At 61.9% G+C, this 17,059-nt stretch carries 15 protein-coding genes; 4 read left to right on the top strand and 11 right to left on the bottom strand.

Going from position 1 to position 17,059, the window contains the following annotated elements:
- The first annotated feature begins 218 nt into the window (after positions 1-218).
- Positions 219-1,508 (top strand): glycine-betaine demethylase subunit GbcA, encoded by a 1,290-nt coding sequence (gene gbcA / locus NTD88_RS17910; protein WP_095156240.1) that lies wholly within the window; start codon positions 219-221, stop codon positions 1,506-1,508.
- A gap of 61 nt (positions 1,509-1,569) precedes the next feature.
- Here the strand turns inward: gbcA and NTD88_RS17915 are convergent, their stop codons facing one another.
- From NTD88_RS17915 to NTD88_RS17950, 8 genes are all read right to left on the bottom strand, one after another.
- Complete coding sequence (locus NTD88_RS17915; RefSeq protein ID WP_262156394.1) at positions 1,570-2,538, bottom strand: RHS repeat-associated core domain-containing protein; 969 nt, start codon at positions 2,536-2,538, stop codon at positions 1,570-1,572.
- Positions 2,526-3,449 carry an RHS repeat-associated core domain-containing protein gene (locus NTD88_RS17920; RefSeq protein WP_262156393.1) on the bottom strand — a complete coding sequence of 308 codons (924 nt, stop codon included), beginning with the start codon at positions 3,447-3,449 and terminating at the stop codon, positions 2,526-2,528. Before NTD88_RS17920 ends, NTD88_RS17915 begins: the two co-directional genes overlap by 13 nt.
- Positions 3,450-4,253: 804 nt before the next feature.
- A complete protein-coding gene (locus NTD88_RS17925) occupies positions 4,254-5,024 on the bottom strand; it encodes an electron transfer flavoprotein subunit beta (protein WP_262155003.1) in 771 nt (256 codons plus the stop codon).
- A gap of 15 nt (positions 5,025-5,039) precedes the next feature.
- Positions 5,040-6,263 (bottom strand): electron transfer flavoprotein subunit alpha/FixB family protein, encoded by a 1,224-nt coding sequence (locus tag NTD88_RS17930; protein WP_262155002.1) that lies wholly within the window; start codon positions 6,261-6,263, stop codon positions 5,040-5,042.
- Positions 6,263-8,209, bottom strand: a complete 1,947-nt coding sequence (gene dgcB / locus NTD88_RS17935; protein WP_262155001.1) for a dimethylglycine demethylation protein DgcB — start codon at positions 8,207-8,209, stop codon at positions 6,263-6,265. The genes NTD88_RS17930 and dgcB overlap by 1 nt, the downstream gene beginning before the upstream one ends.
- A 152-nt stretch (positions 8,210-8,361) precedes the next feature.
- Positions 8,362-10,422 carry a dimethylglycine demethylation protein DgcA gene (dgcA, locus tag NTD88_RS17940; protein ID WP_262155000.1) on the bottom strand — a complete coding sequence of 687 codons (2,061 nt, stop codon included), beginning with the start codon at positions 10,420-10,422 and terminating at the stop codon, positions 8,362-8,364.
- 17 nt (positions 10,423-10,439) lie between these two features.
- Complete coding sequence (locus NTD88_RS17945) at positions 10,440-10,970, bottom strand: DUF5943 domain-containing protein (RefSeq protein WP_095156247.1); 531 nt, start codon at positions 10,968-10,970, stop codon at positions 10,440-10,442.
- Between the two features lie 74 nt (positions 10,971-11,044).
- A complete protein-coding gene (locus NTD88_RS17950; protein WP_095156248.1) occupies positions 11,045-12,022 on the bottom strand; it encodes a dipeptidase in 978 nt (325 codons plus the stop codon).
- A 247-nt stretch (positions 12,023-12,269) separates the two neighbouring features.
- On the opposite strand from NTD88_RS17950, the gene NTD88_RS17955 reads away from it, so the two are divergent.
- From NTD88_RS17955 to NTD88_RS17965, 3 genes are all read left to right on the top strand, one after another.
- Positions 12,270-13,025, top strand: a complete 756-nt coding sequence (locus tag NTD88_RS17955; RefSeq protein ID WP_262154999.1) for a hypothetical protein — start codon at positions 12,270-12,272, stop codon at positions 13,023-13,025.
- Between the two features lie 211 nt (positions 13,026-13,236).
- Positions 13,237-13,644, top strand: a complete 408-nt coding sequence (locus NTD88_RS17960; protein ID WP_095156250.1) for a lysozyme inhibitor LprI family protein — start codon at positions 13,237-13,239, stop codon at positions 13,642-13,644.
- Positions 13,645-13,651: 7 nt separating this feature from the next.
- Positions 13,652-14,071 carry a DUF3010 family protein gene (locus NTD88_RS17965; protein WP_095156251.1) on the top strand — a complete coding sequence of 140 codons (420 nt, stop codon included), beginning with the start codon at positions 13,652-13,654 and terminating at the stop codon, positions 14,069-14,071.
- A 9-nt stretch (positions 14,072-14,080) separates the two neighbouring features.
- Here the strand turns inward: NTD88_RS17965 and NTD88_RS17970 are convergent, their stop codons facing one another.
- The 3 genes from NTD88_RS17970 to NTD88_RS17980 all read right to left on the bottom strand — a co-directional run.
- The gene (locus NTD88_RS17970) at positions 14,081-14,344 is read right to left on the bottom strand and encodes a PAAR domain-containing protein (RefSeq protein ID WP_262128912.1); all 264 of its coding nucleotides are present in this window, start codon (positions 14,342-14,344) and stop codon (positions 14,081-14,083) included.
- A complete protein-coding gene (locus NTD88_RS17975) occupies positions 14,341-15,531 on the bottom strand; it encodes a DUF6708 domain-containing protein (RefSeq protein ID WP_262154998.1) in 1,191 nt (396 codons plus the stop codon). The genes NTD88_RS17970 and NTD88_RS17975 overlap by 4 nt, the downstream gene beginning before the upstream one ends.
- On the bottom strand, positions 15,532-17,059 hold a 1,528-nt coding region (locus NTD88_RS17980), incomplete at its 5' end, for a T6SS effector BTH_I2691 family protein (RefSeq protein WP_262154997.1). It abuts the gene before it with no gap.

Genomic DNA, 17,059 nt, shown 5'->3' on the forward strand with positions numbered 1-17,059 from the left:
CACTTACCCATTCACGACATCGGCGTGCTTATCGCGACCAGCCCCCAGCGGCAAGGGCTTGCTCGTCGGAAACGGATTCGGCCATGTCGCCCATGGATATGGTTCGTGGCGTGCCCGGACGCACACTCCGTCGCAAATGATCCCGCCGTCATTGCCTTGCGTCGCATAACAACGATTAGCCACTTTCGCCGGCCGAACAGGCCATGAGGACCGACACGATGGACGCTACCACCACCCTGAGCCTGGGCGACCCGCTGGAACCCGCACGCAAGGCCACCGCCGAGATGCTGCAGAAACGCGAGCGCACCTACTCTCTGCCACAACCGTTCTATACCGACGAGCGCGTGTTCCAGATCGACATGCAGGAGATCTTCCACAAGGAATGGCTGATCGCCGGCATGACCTGCGAGATCCCGGCCAAGGGCAACTTCCTCACCCTGGAAATCGGCAAGAACCCGATCATGGTGGTGCGCGGCGCCGAGGGTCAGGTCCACGCTTTCCACAACGTCTGCCGGCACCGTGGCTCGCGCCTGTGCACCAGTGAAAAGGGCAAGGTGGCGAAGCTGGTCTGCCCGTACCACCAGTGGACTTATGAGCTGGACGGCCGCCTGCTGTTCGCCGGCACCGAGATGGGCACCGACTTCGACATGAAGCAGTACGGGCTCAAGCCCGTGCATGTGAAGGTCGCCGGCGGCTACATCTTCATCAGCCTGGCGCAAAACCCGCCGGCCATCGACGAGTTCCTCGCCACCCTGGCGCACTACATGGAACCGTACGACATGGAGAACACCAAGGTGGCGGTGCAGACCACCCTGATGGAAAAGGCCAACTGGAAACTGGTGCTGGAAAACAACCGCGAGTGCTACCACTGCAGCGGTTCGCACCCGGAACTGCTCAACACCCTGCTGGAGTGGGACGACACCAACGACCCGCGTGCCACCCAGTCGTTCAAGGACCACGTGGCCGCTTCCGCCGCCGCCTGGGACGCCGAGAAAATTCCGTACCTGCACAAGAGCCATGGCCTGCGTAACCGCATCGTGCGCATGCCGCTGCTCAAAGGCACCGTGTCCATGACCATGGACGGCAAACAGGCCTGCCAGAAACTCATGGGCCGCATCCAGAACCCCGACCTCGGCTCGATGCGCATCCTGCACCTGCCGCATTCGTGGAACCACTGCATGGGCGATCACATGATCGTCTTCACCGTGTGGCCGATCAGCGCCCAGGAAACCAAGGTCACCACCAAGTGGCTGGTGCACAAGGACGCCGTCGAGGGCGTGGACTACGACCCGCAACGCATGCGCGAAGTGTGGGACGCCACCAACGACCAGGACCGTCGCCTGGCCGAAGAAAACCAGCGCGGCATCAACTCCACCGCCTACCAGCCGGGGCCGTACTCGAAGACCTACGAGTTTGGCGTGGTGAACTTCATCGACTGGTACAGCCAGCGCGTGCTGGCGAACCTGGGGGCTGAGCCGGCGCCTTATTTGAAGGATGTTTCGGTGTAACACGGGAACGACGAGGGCTGGCCCCGCGGTGTCTTCGGTCACCGTCGAGGCATGGCCCTTGTCACAGCCTTGTCTCTTGGTCACGACTGCGCCTGGCCTGGCGATAAGTGCCATTACGGTTAAATGGCTCTGGGAGAGGGGGTAACGGCGTGGTGCTCACACTGGGGGGGGGAGCCTTATAACCGGAACGTGCTACCCCGCTCGGTCCAGAGACCGTTACGCCTTCCGCTATTGCACGTATGGCGTTACCACCTTCAGCCGCCTTCACTTTGTGCTTGCCATGAATCCACCTGGCTGCCGTCGCCAGGCCTGGCGACTTGGGAACGACCGGATAGAGCTGCACCAGCGCCCGCCCGAGGATCTGTTGCACGCCCAGGACAGCGCTGACGCTCATGAGCGCTGTCGAGAGCGCTTGCATGCCCTCCGAAGGATGTTCATTTGACCCCAGACCGACCCCTGCAAAGCCCAGAGGCGCACCGCCGATCCCGATCAAGGCATTGATGCGGTCAAGGCCGCCCAGGGAAGAACCGAGAATCGGCGGCTTGGCCGTGAAGTACCTCATCAACCGGTCAATCTTTCTCTTGGTCGCCATCTTCGCGATCTTCGGGATGAACACCGCTTTAGCCCCCAGCACCAACCCCATCGCGATGGTCACGCCCGTCAGAATGTGCTCCCAGCTAGCGGCACGGCCGGTCGGATCGACGTAATTCATCGGATCGCCAAGGCAATAGGCATACGGATTCAAACCACCCTCGGCAAACGGGCTGAGCCGGTCCGGGCTGTGAAAGCGCATCAGCACCGGGTTGTAGATCCGGTGGCCATTGCCCAGGTGATACCAGCCTTGTGGTCGCTCCCGCAGTTCGCCGTTGAAACCGAGGTGCGATTGCGCCTGAACGCCTGCCTGCTGGCTGCCATAAGGGCTGTAAGCAATGCAGCGGGTGCCGTCGGGCGCTCTTTCGGCCAATACGCTTTGACTACGGTCAACGGCAAGAAGGAGAGTCCGGCGCGAATCAAAATCTAGATTACCCATGTGCGGATACTCGTCCTGATTGAGGAGGTCGTCTCTGACAATCCGTTAGAGGTAAAGCTGCCAGGGCTTACATCCGACGGCGTGACCGGCACGTGCTTCACCGTGCTTGCATGGCTCGAAAGCGAATTGAACGAGCCGGGAGAAAGGGGGCGACTGATAGCCGAACCGGGTGAGATGGGGGGTGAGGCTGGTGGTGAGGCAACCGGCTGAACCACCGAAGGAGCAGGAGGCGCCTTGTAACCACCCAAGAACATGTTTTTCAGTCGATTGCCAAGATCCGGCCGTAGAGTGGCACGGGTCTGGTAAAGCGTTTGAGCACCAATCCCCGCGCGCATGGCAACCCCTGCCATCGACACGAAGGTGCCGACAATCGAGACCGCTTTGCCCGCTTCAGCTCCGCCCAACTGCATACTGGCCCCCACGGTACCCGTGGTCGCCCCGACCATACTGAGACGCGCTGACCACAAGGCGAGGCCGGCAGGTGGCACGAGGACAGAGGCCACGACGTTGGCCACCAGCAAGCTCACGTTCAATAACAGGCTGTGGAACGGGTTTCTTCCCAGCCAGTTCACGGCCCGCCCGGTAGGGTCGGTGTAGTTGATCGGGTCGCCGAGGCAATAGCTATAAAGGTTCAATCCACCGTCGCTGAATGGGCTCAAATGGTCAGGGCTGTGAAAACGCCTCAGCACCGGGTTGTAAATCCGGTGCCCGTTGCCCAGGTGATACCAGCCCTGCGGCTCCCTGAGCTGACCATTGAAGCCGGTACCGCTTGCCAGCGGCGCGCTGGCGCTCTGATGGCCATAGGGGCTGTAGCTCACACGCTGGAGTGCCGCGCCAGCGAATTCGGCGAGGGGCGTTTGTTTGGCATCGGTTGCCAGCAAGCACGTTTGAACGGTTTTGTGGGCAGCCATGACAAGATCCCCGACGCCGTTGAACCCTATGGCGCCACGCTAACCCCATCCACGACTGCGCCGCTACTGACAGATTTATCAGGTAGCAGCCCCGCATTCGCTGGTTGTTTTTTGAACACCCATAAAAAACGCCCGTATTCATTAGGAAGAACGCTCTTCGCAAACACTTTATCCACAGGACGACCCACAGCAATTGTGGGCAACCGCTGTGGAAAACTGCGTTTGTGCTGGATTTTGTTCACAGGCGTGATTTGGTCGTTTTTTGATCAAAACGCTACAAGCCTTTGAATTCAAGGCGTGTAGCGGTTGGCGAACACCTTATCCACAAGCAGGCCAACAGAGATTGTGTGGAACTTTTCCCGCCTGAGGGGCAGGAGTGGATAACTCACCAACGCTGCGGTTTTTGGGGCTTTAACGGGGATTCGGAGAGAGAAAGGCGGGGTTTGGTTGTTTTTTGATCAAAAACGACAAGTTATTGTATTTAAAGGATTTATCTAGAGGCCGAACAGTTTATCCACAGAAGCGCCAACAAGGATTGTGGGCAAGTGCTGGTTTTTGTCTGCGAGAGGATTCAACAGGGCCGAGACGTACCACCCACGTATTTTTGGGGGGGCCGAATCGCGAGCAAGCTCGCTCCTACAGGGCATTGTAGGAGCGAGCTTGCTCGCGATCGCGCACTGCCTGCCCGCAGCAGAAAATTGATCAAAATTCGATCAAAACTCTGAAAGCCACGCCCCGCAAGGCGTCCAGCCGATAGCAAACACTTTATCCACAGCCAGGCCAACAGTCTCTGTGCACAACCCGTCAGCGCAGCACGCCCTCTTCCACCAACAACTTGAGGATCGCCTCGGCCCCCGCCTGCGGGCTGACATCCTTGAGCACCTGCCCGCCGCCCCCGCTGGCCTTGGCCGTCGCGGCTTTCATGCGGTCGGCGCCGCTCTTCGCCTTGATCACCTTGAGCCGCTTGGGCCGGGGTTTGGCCGGTTGCAGTTCGGCACTGGCGAGCAGTTCGTCCTCGACAATCGCCACTTCACGCGCCGCCAACACACCCCGCCGAGCCGGGCCGAATGCAGTCTGCCGGGGTTTGGGCGCAGCGTTATCCACAGAGGCGAGAAACGGCAGGCGCACTTTGAGCCGGCGCCGCTGACCACGCGGCAACGCCTGCAGCACCTGGGCGGTGCCGTTGTCGATGGATTCCACCTCGGCCAAGCCCACCACCAGCGGCCAGCCCAGGCGCTCAGCCAACAGGTACGGGAGCATGCCCGAACCTTCGCCGGTTTCTGCCTGACTGCCGGTGAGCACCAGTTGTGCACCGGCATCGCGCAAGTAATCGCCCAACACGCCGAGCACGTCAGCGCCAGCGGGCTGTTCGAGCACCTCCAGTTGCGCCAGGCCCATGCCCAGATAAGCGCGCAAGGCGTCTTCGTGCGGGTCGCCGGCATGCAGCACCTGCAAGCCTTCGCCTGCCAGTTGCAGGCCCAGTTCCACGGCGCGGGCGTCCTGTTCGGCGCGGCGGCTGCGTCCCGAGAGGGGGTGGGCGCCGACCGAAACCAGGCTGATGACCTTCGTGTTCATAACTGTCCCCTGCCCTTATGCCGCGTCGCGTTGCGTGCCGTTGCGGAAGTTTTCCACAGCCTCGATCAGCGCCTGGAGGATTGCCGCGCTGTCGCCGATCACTGATAGATCGGCACGTTTGATCATGTCGCAGCCCGGGTCCATGTTGATGGCCACCACCTTGTCGCAAGCGCCGATGCCTTGCAGGTGCTGGATCGCCCCGGAAATGCCCACCGCCACATAAACCCGCGCGGTGACCCAGGTGCCGGTGGCGCCGACCTGGCGGTTGCGCGGCATGAAGCCGTCGTCCACCGCCACCCGCGAGGCGCCTTCGGTGGCGCCGAGCGCGACCGTGGCGCGGTGGAACAGCGCCCAGTCCTTGACGCCGTTGCCGCCCGAAACGATGAATTCGGCCTCGGCCATGGCAATCGCCGCCGGGTCCACGGCCACTGGGCCGAGGTCTTCGATGCGCGACAGGCTGCGCGCCACGCCTGTGGACAACTCCACCGGCAGGGCTTCGTGACGGGTTTCGCTGACCGGCTCCGCGCATTCGGCCGACGCCAGGATCAGCCGCGGCAGCGCACGCACCAGGTCCTGCTGGCCGGCACCGGCGCGGCCACTGCACACGCCGTCCTTGACCTGCCAGACCCGCGTGGCCGGGCGTTCGCCCAAGGCCGCGGCAAAGCGCCGGCCCAGTTCGCCGCCGCCGGTGCGGCTGTCCGGCAGCAGCCAATGCCGGGGGCCGAGCTGGTTATCCACAGCCCGCAGGCCCTGGATTCGTTGCTCCGGTGCATAACCCTGGAATTCGTCGCCGTCGATGACCAGCAGGCGATCGACGCCGTTGCCGGTGAAGTTGCTCTCCTTGTGCTCGCCGAACACCACCGCCAGCACCGCGCCGTCGCTGCCGGCGAGGCTGTGGGCCAGGCCGAGCAGGTCGCGGTCGTGGCTGCTCAGGCGGCCGCCGACCATGTCCGGGACCACGGCGATGTAGAACGCCGGCGCCGGCACCTGGTGCAGCGGCAACTGTACTTCGGCGGCGGCGCTGCGTTTGCCGCTGGTGCCGCCCTGCTGAGCGCCGCTGCGGTCGATCCGCTTGAGACCGTTGGGGCCGATAAAGCCCAGCGCATGGGGATTCTTGCGGATGACGCCGTTGGGCCCCATCCAGGTGGTTTGTTGCACCTGCATGGCCGCGTGCAGCGGGTGCAGGCGGTTACGGGCGATCCATTCGGCGCGGGGGTCGCGGCGGATAATGTCGCTCATCAGTGCACCTCCGCGGGTTCACGTTTGTTCACGGCCGGTTTGCTCGGCGCCTCGGTTTCCACCAGGGCGTCGGCCACCAGTTCGGCCAGGTCCTTGATCAGCGGACGAGGCTCGACCACGCCTTCGAGCATCGCGGTGCATTGTGGACAACCCACCGCCACCACTTCAGCGCCGGTCTCGCGGATGTCGTCCATGCGCATGTCGGGGATCCGCTGTTTGCCGGGAATGTCGGTGATCGGCGCGCCGCCGCCGCCGCCGCAGCAGCGCGAGCGGAAGCCGGAACGTTCCATTTCCTTGACCTCGATGCCGAGGGCGCGCAGCACCTGGCGCGGCGCCTCGTATTCGCCGTTGTAGCGGCCGAGGTAGCACGGGTCGTGATACGTCACGCTGCCGCCTTTGTGCGCATCGAGGTTGAGTTTGCCGGCGGCGAGCAGTTCGGCGATGTAGGTGCTGTGGTGCTGCACCTGATAGTCGCCGCCGAACGCGCCGTATTCGTTTTTCAACACATGGAAGCTATGTGGGTCGCAGGTGACGATGCGCTGGAAACGGTACTTGCCCATCGTCTGGATATTGCGTCTGGCCAGTTGCTGGAAGGTCGCCTCGTCGCCCAGGCGGCGGGCCACGTCACCGCTGTCGCGCTCTTCCAGGCCGAGCACGGCGAAGTCCACGTTGGCGGCCTTGAGCACCTTGACCAGCGCGCGCAGGGTGCGCTGGTTGCGCATGTCGAAGGCGCCGTCGCCGACCCAGAACAGCACGTCGGTGCTCTTCACCTCGGACAGCAGCGTGAGGTTGAGGTCGGCGGCCCAGTTCATCCGCCCGCCGGGGTTGAAGCCGCCGGGGTTGTCGGTGGCGATCAGGTTGTCCAGCACTTCGGCGCCCTTGTTCGGCGTGGCGCCTTTTTCCAGAGTCAGGTGACGGCGCATGTCGACGATGGCATCGACGTGCTCGATCATCATCGGGCATTCCTCGACGCAGGCGCGGCAGGTGGTGCAGGACCACAGCGTCTCGGCGTCCACCAGGCCGTTGACGATCGGCTGGTGCGGGTTGCCGCCGTGCTCGCCGATGGGTTTGCCCGGATAAGGGCTGCCGGCGAACTGCGCGTCGGTGCCACCGGCCAGGCCGATGACCATGTCCTGGATGAGCTTTTTCGGGTTCAGCGGCTGGCCGGCGGCGAAGGCCGGGCACATGGCCTCGCACTTGCCGCATTGCACGCAGGCGTCGAAGCCGAGCAACTGGTTCCAGGTGAAGTCCTTGGGTTTTTCCACGCCGAGCGGCGCGCTGCGGTCTTCCAGGTCCAGCGGCTTGAGGCCGGTGGAGCGACCGCCGCCGAAGCGTTCGGCACGGCGGTGCCAGGCCAGGTGCAGGGCGCCGGCGAAGGCGTGCTTCATCGGGCCGCCCCAGGTCATGCCGAAGAACAGCTCGGACACGCCCCAGACCACGCCCAGCCCGAGCAGGGCAACGACGAACCAGCCGCCGAAACCTTCCGGCAGGATGCCGGCCACCGGCAGGGTGGCGATGAAGAAGGTGGTGGAGAACACCAGCAGGCTTTTCGGCAGGCGCATCCACGGGCCTTTCGACAGGCGCGACGGCGGATTGAGCCGGCGTTTGAAGACGAACAGCGCACCGCAGAACATCACCACGGTGGCGGCCAGCAGCGCGTAGCCGAGGATCTGGTTATGCAGGCCGAAACCGTGCACGACGATGGCCAGCACGGCAGACAGGACGAAGCCCCCGGCGGTGGCCACGTGGGTTTTCGACATGTACTTGTCGCGCTCCACCACATGGTGGAGATCGACCAGATAGCGCCGCGGCATGGCCAGCAGGCCGGCCAGCAGGTTGACCTTCGACGGTCGCCCCTGGCGCCACATGCGCACCCGCCGCACGGCGCCGAGCACGGCCAGGCCGAGCGCGGCGAACAGCAGGATGGGAAGAAGAACGTTCAGCATGGGAAGCTCCCACTGGAGTGGTTGCATGGGGCCGGCCTCATCGCGAGCAAGCTCGCTCCTGCAAGAACTGCGGCGCACCGATTATCTGTAGGAGCGAGCTTGCTCGCGATGGGCCGCAACGCGGCCCCCGAACAGCCCGCTCCCGCGCCCGATCAGAAGTCCTTGCAGAGCCGCAAGGCGTCATAGATCGCCGCATGGGTATTGCGCTGGGCCACACAGTCGCCGATGCGGTACAGCAAATAGCCTTCGCCCGGCTGGCTGAGGATCGGCTGCGGCTGGATGGCGAACAGGGCTTCGACGTCGATCTGGCCCTTGTTCCGCGAACCCTCTTTCAGCCCGTAATACAGCGCCTCGTCAGGCCGCACGCCGTTCTCGATCACCACCTGGTCGACCACCCGCTCTTCCTTGGCGCCGGTGTATTCGTTCTCCAGGACCGCCACCAGCTTGTCGCCCTCGCGGTAGACCTTTTCCAGCATCAGGTCGCCGGTCATGATCACTTCCTTGGGGTACATGCTGCGGTAGTAGGTGGGGAACGAGGTTCCGCCGATCGCCACGCCCGGCTTGATGTCGTCGGTGACGATCTCGACCTGGCTGCCCTTGTCGGCGAGGAAGTCGGCCACCGACATGCCGGTGAACTCGCAAATGGTGTCGTAGACCAGCACGTTCTTGCCCGGCGCGACCTTGCCGTCGAGCACGTCCCAACTGCTGACCACCAGCCCTTCGGCGGCGCCCCAGTGTTCGTTCTGCTCGACGAAAGGATGGCCGCCCACCGCCAGCACCACGATGTCCGGGCGCAAGTCCATGATGGTGTCGGCATCCGCCGCAGTGCCCAGGCGCAGGTCGACTTTCAGCCGCGCCAGTTCCAGTTGATACCAGCGGGTGATGCCGGCGATCTGGTCACGCTGCGGCGCCTTGGAGGCAGTGGTGATCTGCCCGCCGATCTGGTCTTTTTTCTCGAACAGGGTCACGTCGTGGCCACGCTCGGCGGCAACCCGCGCCGCTTCCATGCCCGCCGGGCCGGCACCGACGATCACCACCTTGCGTTTCGCCCCGGTGGATTTCTCGATGATGTGCGGCACGCCCATGTATTCACGGGAGGTCGCGGCGTTCTGGATGCACAGCACATCCAGGCCCTGGTACTGGCGGTCGATGCAGTAGTTGGCACCGACGCACTGTTTGATCTGGTCGATCTGGCCCATCTTGATCTTGGCGATCAGGTGCGGGTCGGCGATGTGCGCGCGGGTCATGCCGACCATGTCGACGTAGCCGCCTTCGAGGATGCGCGTGGCCTGGTTCGGGTCCTTGATGTTCTGCGCGTGCAGCACCGGAACCTTCACCACCTCCTTGATGCCCGCCGCCAGGTGCAGGAACGGCTCCGGCGGATAGCTCATGTTCGGGATGACGTTGGCCAGGGTGTTGTGGGTGTCGCAGCCCGAGCCGATCACGCCGAAGAAGTCCAGCATGCCGGTGGCGTCGTAGTACTGGGCGATCTGCTTCATGTCGTCGTGGCTGAGGCCATCGGGGTGGAATTCGTCACCACAGATGCGCATGCCCACGCAGAAATCCGGGCCGACCTCGGCGCGGACCGCCTTGAGCACTTCCAGGCCGAACTTCATGCGGCCTTCGAAGGTGCCGCCCCATTCGTCGGTACGCTTGTTGACGCGCGGGCTCCAGAACTGGTCGATCATGTGCTGGTGCACCGCCGACAGTTCCACGCCGTCGAGGCCGCCGGCCTTCGCGCGGCGCGCCGCTTGCGCGTAGTTGCCGATCACCCGCCAGATTTCCTCCGGCTCGATGGTCTTGCAGGTGGCGCGGTGCACGGGTTCACGGATGCCCGACGGCGACATCAGGGTCGGCCAGTTGAAGCCGTCCCAACGTGAGCGACGGCCCATGTGGGTAATCTGGATCATGATCTTGGCGCCATGCTTGTGCATGGCGTCGGCGAGGTTCTGGAAGTGCGGGATGATGCGGTCGGTGGACAGGTTCACCGACGCCCACCATTCCTGCGGGCTGTCGATGGCAACCACTGAAGAGCCGCCGCAAATGGCCATGCCGATGCCGCCCTTGGCCTTCTCTTCGTAGTACTTCACATAGCGGTCGGTGGTCATGCCGCCGTCGGTGGCATACACCTCGGCGTGCGCGGTGCTGAGCACACGGTTGCGGATGGTCAGTTTGCCGATCTGGATCGGCTGGAACATAGCTTCGAATGCCATGGCGCGGACTCCCCGGCTTACAACGGCTTGACGATGAACAGGCCGTCGTCGTGGCCTTCTTCAGAACCGCCGTAGACCTGCTCGGCGACGGTGCGGATCGAACTGCCGCGGGCGGCGAGGATCTGGTCCATGGCCCCGGCGAACCAGCCGGTGAACATGTAGTCGACCTTGCGCCCGACCTTGCCGTAGACGTAGACGAACGCGGAGTGCTCGAGCTTGACGCTGGCGGTGCCTGTTTCCAGGTCGATGTCCTGGATCTTGAACAGGCCCCAGCCGCGCTGGGACAGGCGCTTCATGTAGTGCTCGAACACCGCCACGCCTTCCAGGCCGTGGCATTCGGCTTCTTTCTCGCACCAGTGCCAGGCGGACTTGTAGCCGGCCTTGTAGAGGATCTCGGCGTAGGCTTCAGCGCCCAGCACTTCCTCGATACCCATGTGGTTGTTGACGAAGAAATGCCGTGGCACGTAGAGCATCGGCAGGGCGTCACTGGTCCAGACACCGGTCTCGCTGTCGACTTCGATTGGCAATTGCGGGGCGATCTTGGCCATGGAAACTCAACTCCAGAAAATTTGGTTGGCTGCCCCCGCGCTGTCGCGGGGGCCGGAAGAGATGGTTCGGAGGCTTATTCGCCCCAAACGTCCTTCAGGACGTTGACCCAGTTTTCGCCCATGATCTTGCGCACCACGCGCTCGGAATGGCCGCGCTTGAGCAGGGTCTCGGTGAGGTTGGGGAACTCGCCCACGGTGCGGATGCCCAGCGGGTTGATGATCTTGCCGAAGTTGGTCAGGCGACGGGCATAGCCCTTGTCGTGGGTCAGGTACTCGAAGAAGTCCTGGCCGTGGCCCTGGGTGAAATCGGTGCCGATGCCGATGGCGTCTTCACCGACGATGTTCATGGTGTATTCGATGGCTTCGGCGTAGTCGTCGATGGTCGAGTCGATGCCCTTGGCCAGGAAGGGCGCGAACATGGTCACGCCGACGAAACCGCCGTGGTCGGCGATGAACTTCAGTTCTGCGTCAGACTTGTTGCGCGGGTGTTCCTTGAGGCCCGAAGGCAGGCAGTGGGAATAGCAGACCGGTTTTTTCGATTCGAGGATGACTTCCTCGGAAGTCTTGGAGCCGACGTGGGACAGGTCGCACATGATGCCGACGCGGTTCATCTCGGCGACGATCTCGCGACCGAAGCCCGACAGCCCGCCGTCACGCTCATAGCAGCCGGTGCCGACCAGATTCTGGGTGTTGTAGCACATCTGCACGATGCCCACGCCCAACTGCTTGAACACGTCGACGTAGGCGATCTGGTCTTCGAATGCGTGGGCGTTCTGGAAGCCGAAGAGGATGCCGGTCTTGCCCAGTTCCTTGGCCTTGCGGATGTCAGCGGTGGTGCGCACCGGCATGACCAGATCGCCGTTCTCGCGGATCAGCTTCTGGCTGGCGGCGATCTGGTCGACCGTGGCCTTGAAGCCTTCCCATACCGACACGGTGCAGTTGGCTGCGGTCAGGCCACCCTTGCGCATGTCCTCGAACAGTTCGCGGTTCCATTTGGCGATGATCAGCCCGTCGATAACGATGCTGTCTGCGTGTAATTCGGCCGGGCTCATCAGGCAGTCCCCTTTTTTGGTATTCCCGCGCCGAATCGTCTGCCGGCGCTATTGGAGCCAGCATATGCCTCGGGGGATTGTCGCCCCGGTGCAAAAACGACAGGGGAATTGCCGAAAGCGTCAAAGCGCGACAAAGCGTCGCGAGCCGGTCGGGAAAGGCAGGCCGGGCGTGAAGGGTGTCCATCTGCCAGCAAGGGTCGGGCTGCCGCCAGTATCGGCGGCGCTGACCACTTCAACGGAGTTCGTGATGACCCAACCTGACCAAACGCTCGATTTCATCGCCTCGCTGTCGCTGCCGGATACCGGCGCACTGCTGCGGCAAGCCGAGACAGTTCCTGCCAGCGCCATTTCCGCTACCGACAGCGATAGCGCCAACATTGCCGGGCACAGCGTGGTGTCCTTTGTCTCCGGCTTGAGCCCGCAGAACCGCGAAGATGTGCTCAACAGCACGCTGCTCATGCAACTGGCCGCGAGCGCGGCATTCGACAAGACGCAGCAGCGCGAAGCGTGGTTCCGCTTCTATACCGAGGGGCTGGGCAAACTGGGCTGGACCGTCTCCAACAGCTCGATCGAGCACTATGTGCCCAAGCACGATGCCTTCACCATGGATCAAGTGGCCCTCGACATCATCGAGTCCGCGGTGGGCGGCGCCGGCTTCGCGCCGGTGCTGAAGAAGACCTTCGCGGCGCTGAAAAAACAGCCGCAGGCCCTGGCGCTGTTCGAGCACCACAGCGACCACGGCTGGCTGGGCATGTTCCAGATCCTGCCGTGCTCGCAAACGGCGGAGGGCAACGTGTCGATGCTGCTGAACTGCATGCAGTTCGTGCACAACGCGCTGCGCTACAAAATCCTGTTTTTCACCTACCGACAGCACGAAGTCCAGGTGTACCGCTCGGCGCAACTGGCCGTGCTCAATACCGGGGTCTACCGCCAGGTGCGCGAAGCGGTGCTGGACAAGCTCGGCAGCAACGCCAGCCAGTTCATTGCGCGGCTGGCGCTCTGATCGACGGTGCACACCTGTAACGGTTTGCTCGAGGGATGCCCGCGCGGCTGAACAGCCGTACATCGCAGCAGTCGCCGGCATAATCGCCGGCGATACCCATGAAAGCCGACAATCATTATCAACAACTGCAAACCTTCATGGAGAGGCGCTGTTCTTTGCCGTGGCGCTGAGCGAGAATCCCTGCCCATGTTCCTTTGGGAGGATGCCGCAGATGAAATCGATGGTCTGGCTGATGCTGGCCACCCTTGCCGTTGGCGCCCACGCCAGCGAAGAAGAAAGCACGCCATGCGACAACGTCGAGACCGATCAGCAGAACTACGAGTGCGCGCATTTCAGCCGCACCAGTTCCGAACGTGAACTCGAGGCGGCCTTCGCCGACCTGCAGGACCGCATCAAGGAGCAATACGCGGGCAAGGCCACGAAAATCGCCGAGCTGAGCAAGCGCCTGAACGATGCCGAGGCAATCTGGAAGCAACTGCGCGATGCCGACTGCCGTGTCGAAACCTACGACATCCCCGCCGGCAAGGCCTTCGAGGCGGCGCAAAACACCTGCATCGCCCAGCGCAACGATGACCGTTCCGAGTATCTGCAGTCCCTCGGCCTGCCCACTTCCGATTGAGCACGACATGAAAATCTGCGGTATCGAACTCAAGGGCAGCGAAGCCCTGCTGGCCGTCGCCAGCCTCGACGGCGGCCTACCGCTGCACCAGCCCGTCGCGACCAAGAAAATTGCCCTGGACGACGACGAAGACGCCGCCCAGGTCAAAGCGTTCGCCGCCCGCGTCCAGGCCTTCGTGAACGAGCACGGCATCACCCACGTGGCGATCAAGAAGCGTGGCAAGAAAGGCGACTTCGCCGGCGGCCCGGTGACCTTCAAGATGGAAGGCTTGCTGCAGTTGCTGGACGGCTGCGAAGTGCACCTGGTGTCGCCGCAGACCATCACCGCGCAAGGCAAGAAGCATGACCTGACCCCGCCTGCGGCCCTGAACAAGTATCAGCATGAAGCGTGGAAAAGTGCGGGTGCGCTGATGTTTGGCCGACGCTGAGCAGAGCCATCATCCCTGCCACCTGATGCCCTTCTGAGAAGCGATCAGGTTGGCCCCGCAGGAAGCAGTGTCACTGTCTCGCGCGGGTGTCTTGCCATTGGCTCGCATCCCGCGTCCTGCCGCCTCGATGGCAACCCTCCCGTGCAGGGGGCACTCAAGTGTGTCGCCATGCCCTGCCACGGCAATGCCATTGGCGGTGAAACCGGTGGTTGCAGTCTGTACCGTGCCGCCATGGCTACTGGTGTCGCCGAGAACAATGAAAGGTCGGCTCATTTCAACTCCTGGCGATGAACATCTGGCTCAAGGCCGGACATAGACTCTGGCGTGCTCTGCCCTGCCTCTTGCGACGCTTGTTCGCCCGATTGCGCATCGCTCTTCGCGGGTCTGCGGGCACGTCGTGGTTTTTTCCCGGCGGGCTCCACTTTGGGCAGTGATGGCCAGTCAGCAGCGGTAGATAGTTGCGGAACTGGTTTTCCGGGCAGCCCGGCCTCTCGGATGATGCGCGGCCAGCGGGGCTCCCAGCACAGCAGCAGCGATATCCAGTGGCCTACGGCATGCAATGCCAGAGCCGGAGAGGTCAGCGCCACAATGCAGGCGACCTGCCAACGCATACCGGCACGCCACAGCGGCCTGAAAAAGCTCAAGGACGCCATTACTGATAGCCACGGCCATGGCACCTTGCTCAGCATTTTTTTCGGTACGGGCACCGATTGCGGGCCCTCTTCCATATAGCGGCGTATGAATTCCCACAAGTTGACGATATCGCTGGTTCCGTCGGCGCGCTTGCCGACGAAGACAACATGCAGATGAGGCAGATCGGGCATGCTGGGGCCCCACGACAGGATGAGCTTTCTGCCTATGTTGGCTGATTCCTCTTCACCCACCACGGCCTCGGCAGATACCTGCTCCCAGGCAAAAACGGTCACGCCACCAGCGAATCGAGGTCGGTGCAAATAGACTTGGCGCGTTACGCGATTGAAGCGGATCAGCATCCGGCGTTGAACGAAGTTTTCGAGGCTGATGAAAACGCGCACATACCTCATTACTACGTAAAATAACGCCCCTGTTAGAAGCGCCATGAAAATCCCAAAAATAAAATCTCCCGTTGTTGCTGGGATTTTTAGTGAGGAATGAACGCCAGTAAACCAAACTGCATTGACAAAAATGGTAAAGCTTAAAAATCTAAAAAGAAAATAGCCAACAACAATTGAGATGTAGGTGACAACCCCTCTGCGCTCTTGTGACTCCCCAGCATTGAGCTCGATATACCTTTCATTAAACTCATAAATCGATCCATCCCCAGATGGAGCTTCGCTTACCCGACAGGAAATTCCGGGAAAATTATCTATTCCTCTTCCCATACGCTCAGCGGTTTGAATCTTCCTCAGCTTATCTTGCCATTGCTCACTTTCATGAGGCGATGTCTGTATGTGCCAGAGCATCCATTCGATCCAATACATTCAGGTCAATGCCTCCAGTGCTTCATACAGCTTTTGCAACTCTGTTTCCTGGTCTTTGAATGGCTTCAATAAGACACCCGATTTCCATTTCTTGAGACAGCTATGCCAGCACCACTCTTCCATGTCATCAGGATATAGATAAATCATCGCCACGCTTATCCCCAAAGTAACTATGCTGCCAATACCAATCAGCCTAAGTATTATTGGCGCGTACCTAGAGCCGGCCAGACCTTCTATTACTGATATTATTTTCAAATTGCTATTTTGGCCGAATATAAGGCGCAATAACGGCCCCGTAGAGGAAATTGATGCCACGCCCGCAAGTATCGAGATGCCTAGTGACACGACGCTTCTGGCAAAGTATGCGCCACTAAGGACTTTGTAGTTCTTATCAAAAGCCTTGTTGCCATCTTCAAAGTCAATATATGCAAGCATGGCCCCACCAACACTCGCCAAACTCCCCCCCACCAACCGCAACCCCCCGAGCGTGACCGCACTCCCACGCCCCAAAACCCCCGTCGACGCATACCGGTTCGCAACCATTTGCACCCCCAGTGCCGTCAGCTCGACTGTTGCAGCCGTGGTAATCAGGAGTGCCGCCTTGAACTCCAGGTATTCCTTTTCACCCTCGTCCATTTTCGAGATCTTCACGCCGAGAATGATGCCTTCGAGCAACGCCAGCAGTGTGCCGCCACGCAGTTGGTGAAAGATGCCCTTTCCAGTGTTCTGAAATTCCCGCATTACGGAGTCCCGAACCCGGGCGATATGGGAATTCACCTGACCCGAAACCCGGTTGGGATTGGCCGTCAGCCCGGCTGCCGCCAGTTCGCTCAGTCGTAGACGGGTCGTCACCTCTCCCAGCATGGCATGCACGAAACCGAGCATCGGGCTCAACAGCAGGCGGTTCGTCGCGTTAACCGGTAGTAGCTTCAGCATATATTCGTGAAGGGACGCGAAAAGCGACAGCGTCAGGGGGAGCCGCTGCGGATCGAACCAGCGAGAGCCACCAGCCACGATCGCCATTTGAACGGCTGCATCCACCTTGATCAAAAGATCGACGACTCTCTGAAACCAGGCACTGGCAGCACCCAGCTCGGTGACGAGGTTATCGACAGTCAGGTCGTTGGCCGCGACTTTTGCAGTGGCAAATGCCGCCCGGGCTTCCCTTGCGATGTCGATGTTATTACGCGTCAAGGCACGCCAGGCCAGATTGCGTTTGCTGATGTCGGTGTCCGACCACCACGACGCCAGCTTCGCTGCGCCCTTGCTGCTTTCGTTCATGCCGAGCAGGCACAGGGCAATCTGGCTCGCGAACGCCTGGCCCCAGACCGGTTGATGACGGTCGTAGACGTCGAGCGCGTGCTCCAGCATCTCGCTGTCCAGCCAGGCGAGGTGATCGTCCCCGCGTCTGTCCATTTCCTCCTGGGCCTTGCGATCAACCCTGGCGAACTCGGCCTGAATCCGCTCCTTGGCTTTCCAGTCCAGCCTGTCCTGGTACGGCTTGAAGGCCGACTCCTTTTCGGACTCT

Source organism: Pseudomonas sp. 20P_3.2_Bac5, from assembly GCF_025466035.1.
Classification (GTDB): Bacteria; Pseudomonadota; Gammaproteobacteria; order Pseudomonadales; family Pseudomonadaceae; genus Aquipseudomonas.

Bases quoted from the DNA above. Each gene is read 5' to 3' on its own strand.
- NTD88_RS17950 (WP_095156248.1), bottom strand. From the start codon at position 12,022: ATGAGCCCGGCCGAATTACACGCAGACAGCATCGTTATCGACGGGCTG.
- NTD88_RS17945 (WP_095156247.1), bottom strand. From the start codon at position 10,970: ATGGCCAAGATCGCCCCGCAATTGCCAATCGAAGTCGACAGCGAGACC.
- gbcA (WP_095156240.1), top strand. From the start codon at position 219: ATGGACGCTACCACCACCCTGAGCCTGGGCGACCCGCTGGAACCCGCA.
- dgcB (WP_262155001.1), bottom strand. From the start codon at position 8,209: ATGCTGAACGTTCTTCTTCCCATCCTGCTGTTCGCCGCGCTCGGCCTG.
- dgcA (WP_262155000.1), bottom strand. From the start codon at position 10,422: ATGGCATTCGAAGCTATGTTCCAGCCGATCCAGATCGGCAAACTGACC.
- NTD88_RS17955 (WP_262154999.1), top strand. From the start codon at position 12,270: ATGACCCAACCTGACCAAACGCTCGATTTCATCGCCTCGCTGTCGCTG.
- NTD88_RS17970 (WP_262128912.1), bottom strand. From the start codon at position 14,344: ATGAGCCGACCTTTCATTGTTCTCGGCGACACCAGTAGCCATGGCGGC.
- NTD88_RS17925 (WP_262155003.1), bottom strand. From the start codon at position 5,024: ATGAACACGAAGGTCATCAGCCTGGTTTCGGTCGGCGCCCACCCCCTC.
- NTD88_RS17915 (WP_262156394.1), bottom strand. From the start codon at position 2,538: ATGGGTAATCTAGATTTTGATTCGCGCCGGACTCTCCTTCTTGCCGTT.
- NTD88_RS17960 (WP_095156250.1), top strand. From the start codon at position 13,237: ATGAAATCGATGGTCTGGCTGATGCTGGCCACCCTTGCCGTTGGCGCC.
- NTD88_RS17965 (WP_095156251.1), top strand. From the start codon at position 13,652: ATGAAAATCTGCGGTATCGAACTCAAGGGCAGCGAAGCCCTGCTGGCC.
- NTD88_RS17920 (WP_262156393.1), bottom strand. From the start codon at position 3,449: ATGGCTGCCCACAAAACCGTTCAAACGTGCTTGCTGGCAACCGATGCC.
- NTD88_RS17930 (WP_262155002.1), bottom strand. From the start codon at position 6,263: ATGAGCGACATTATCCGCCGCGACCCCCGCGCCGAATGGATCGCCCGT.
- NTD88_RS17975 (WP_262154998.1), bottom strand. From the start codon at position 15,531: ATGTATTGGATCGAATGGATGCTCTGGCACATACAGACATCGCCTCAT.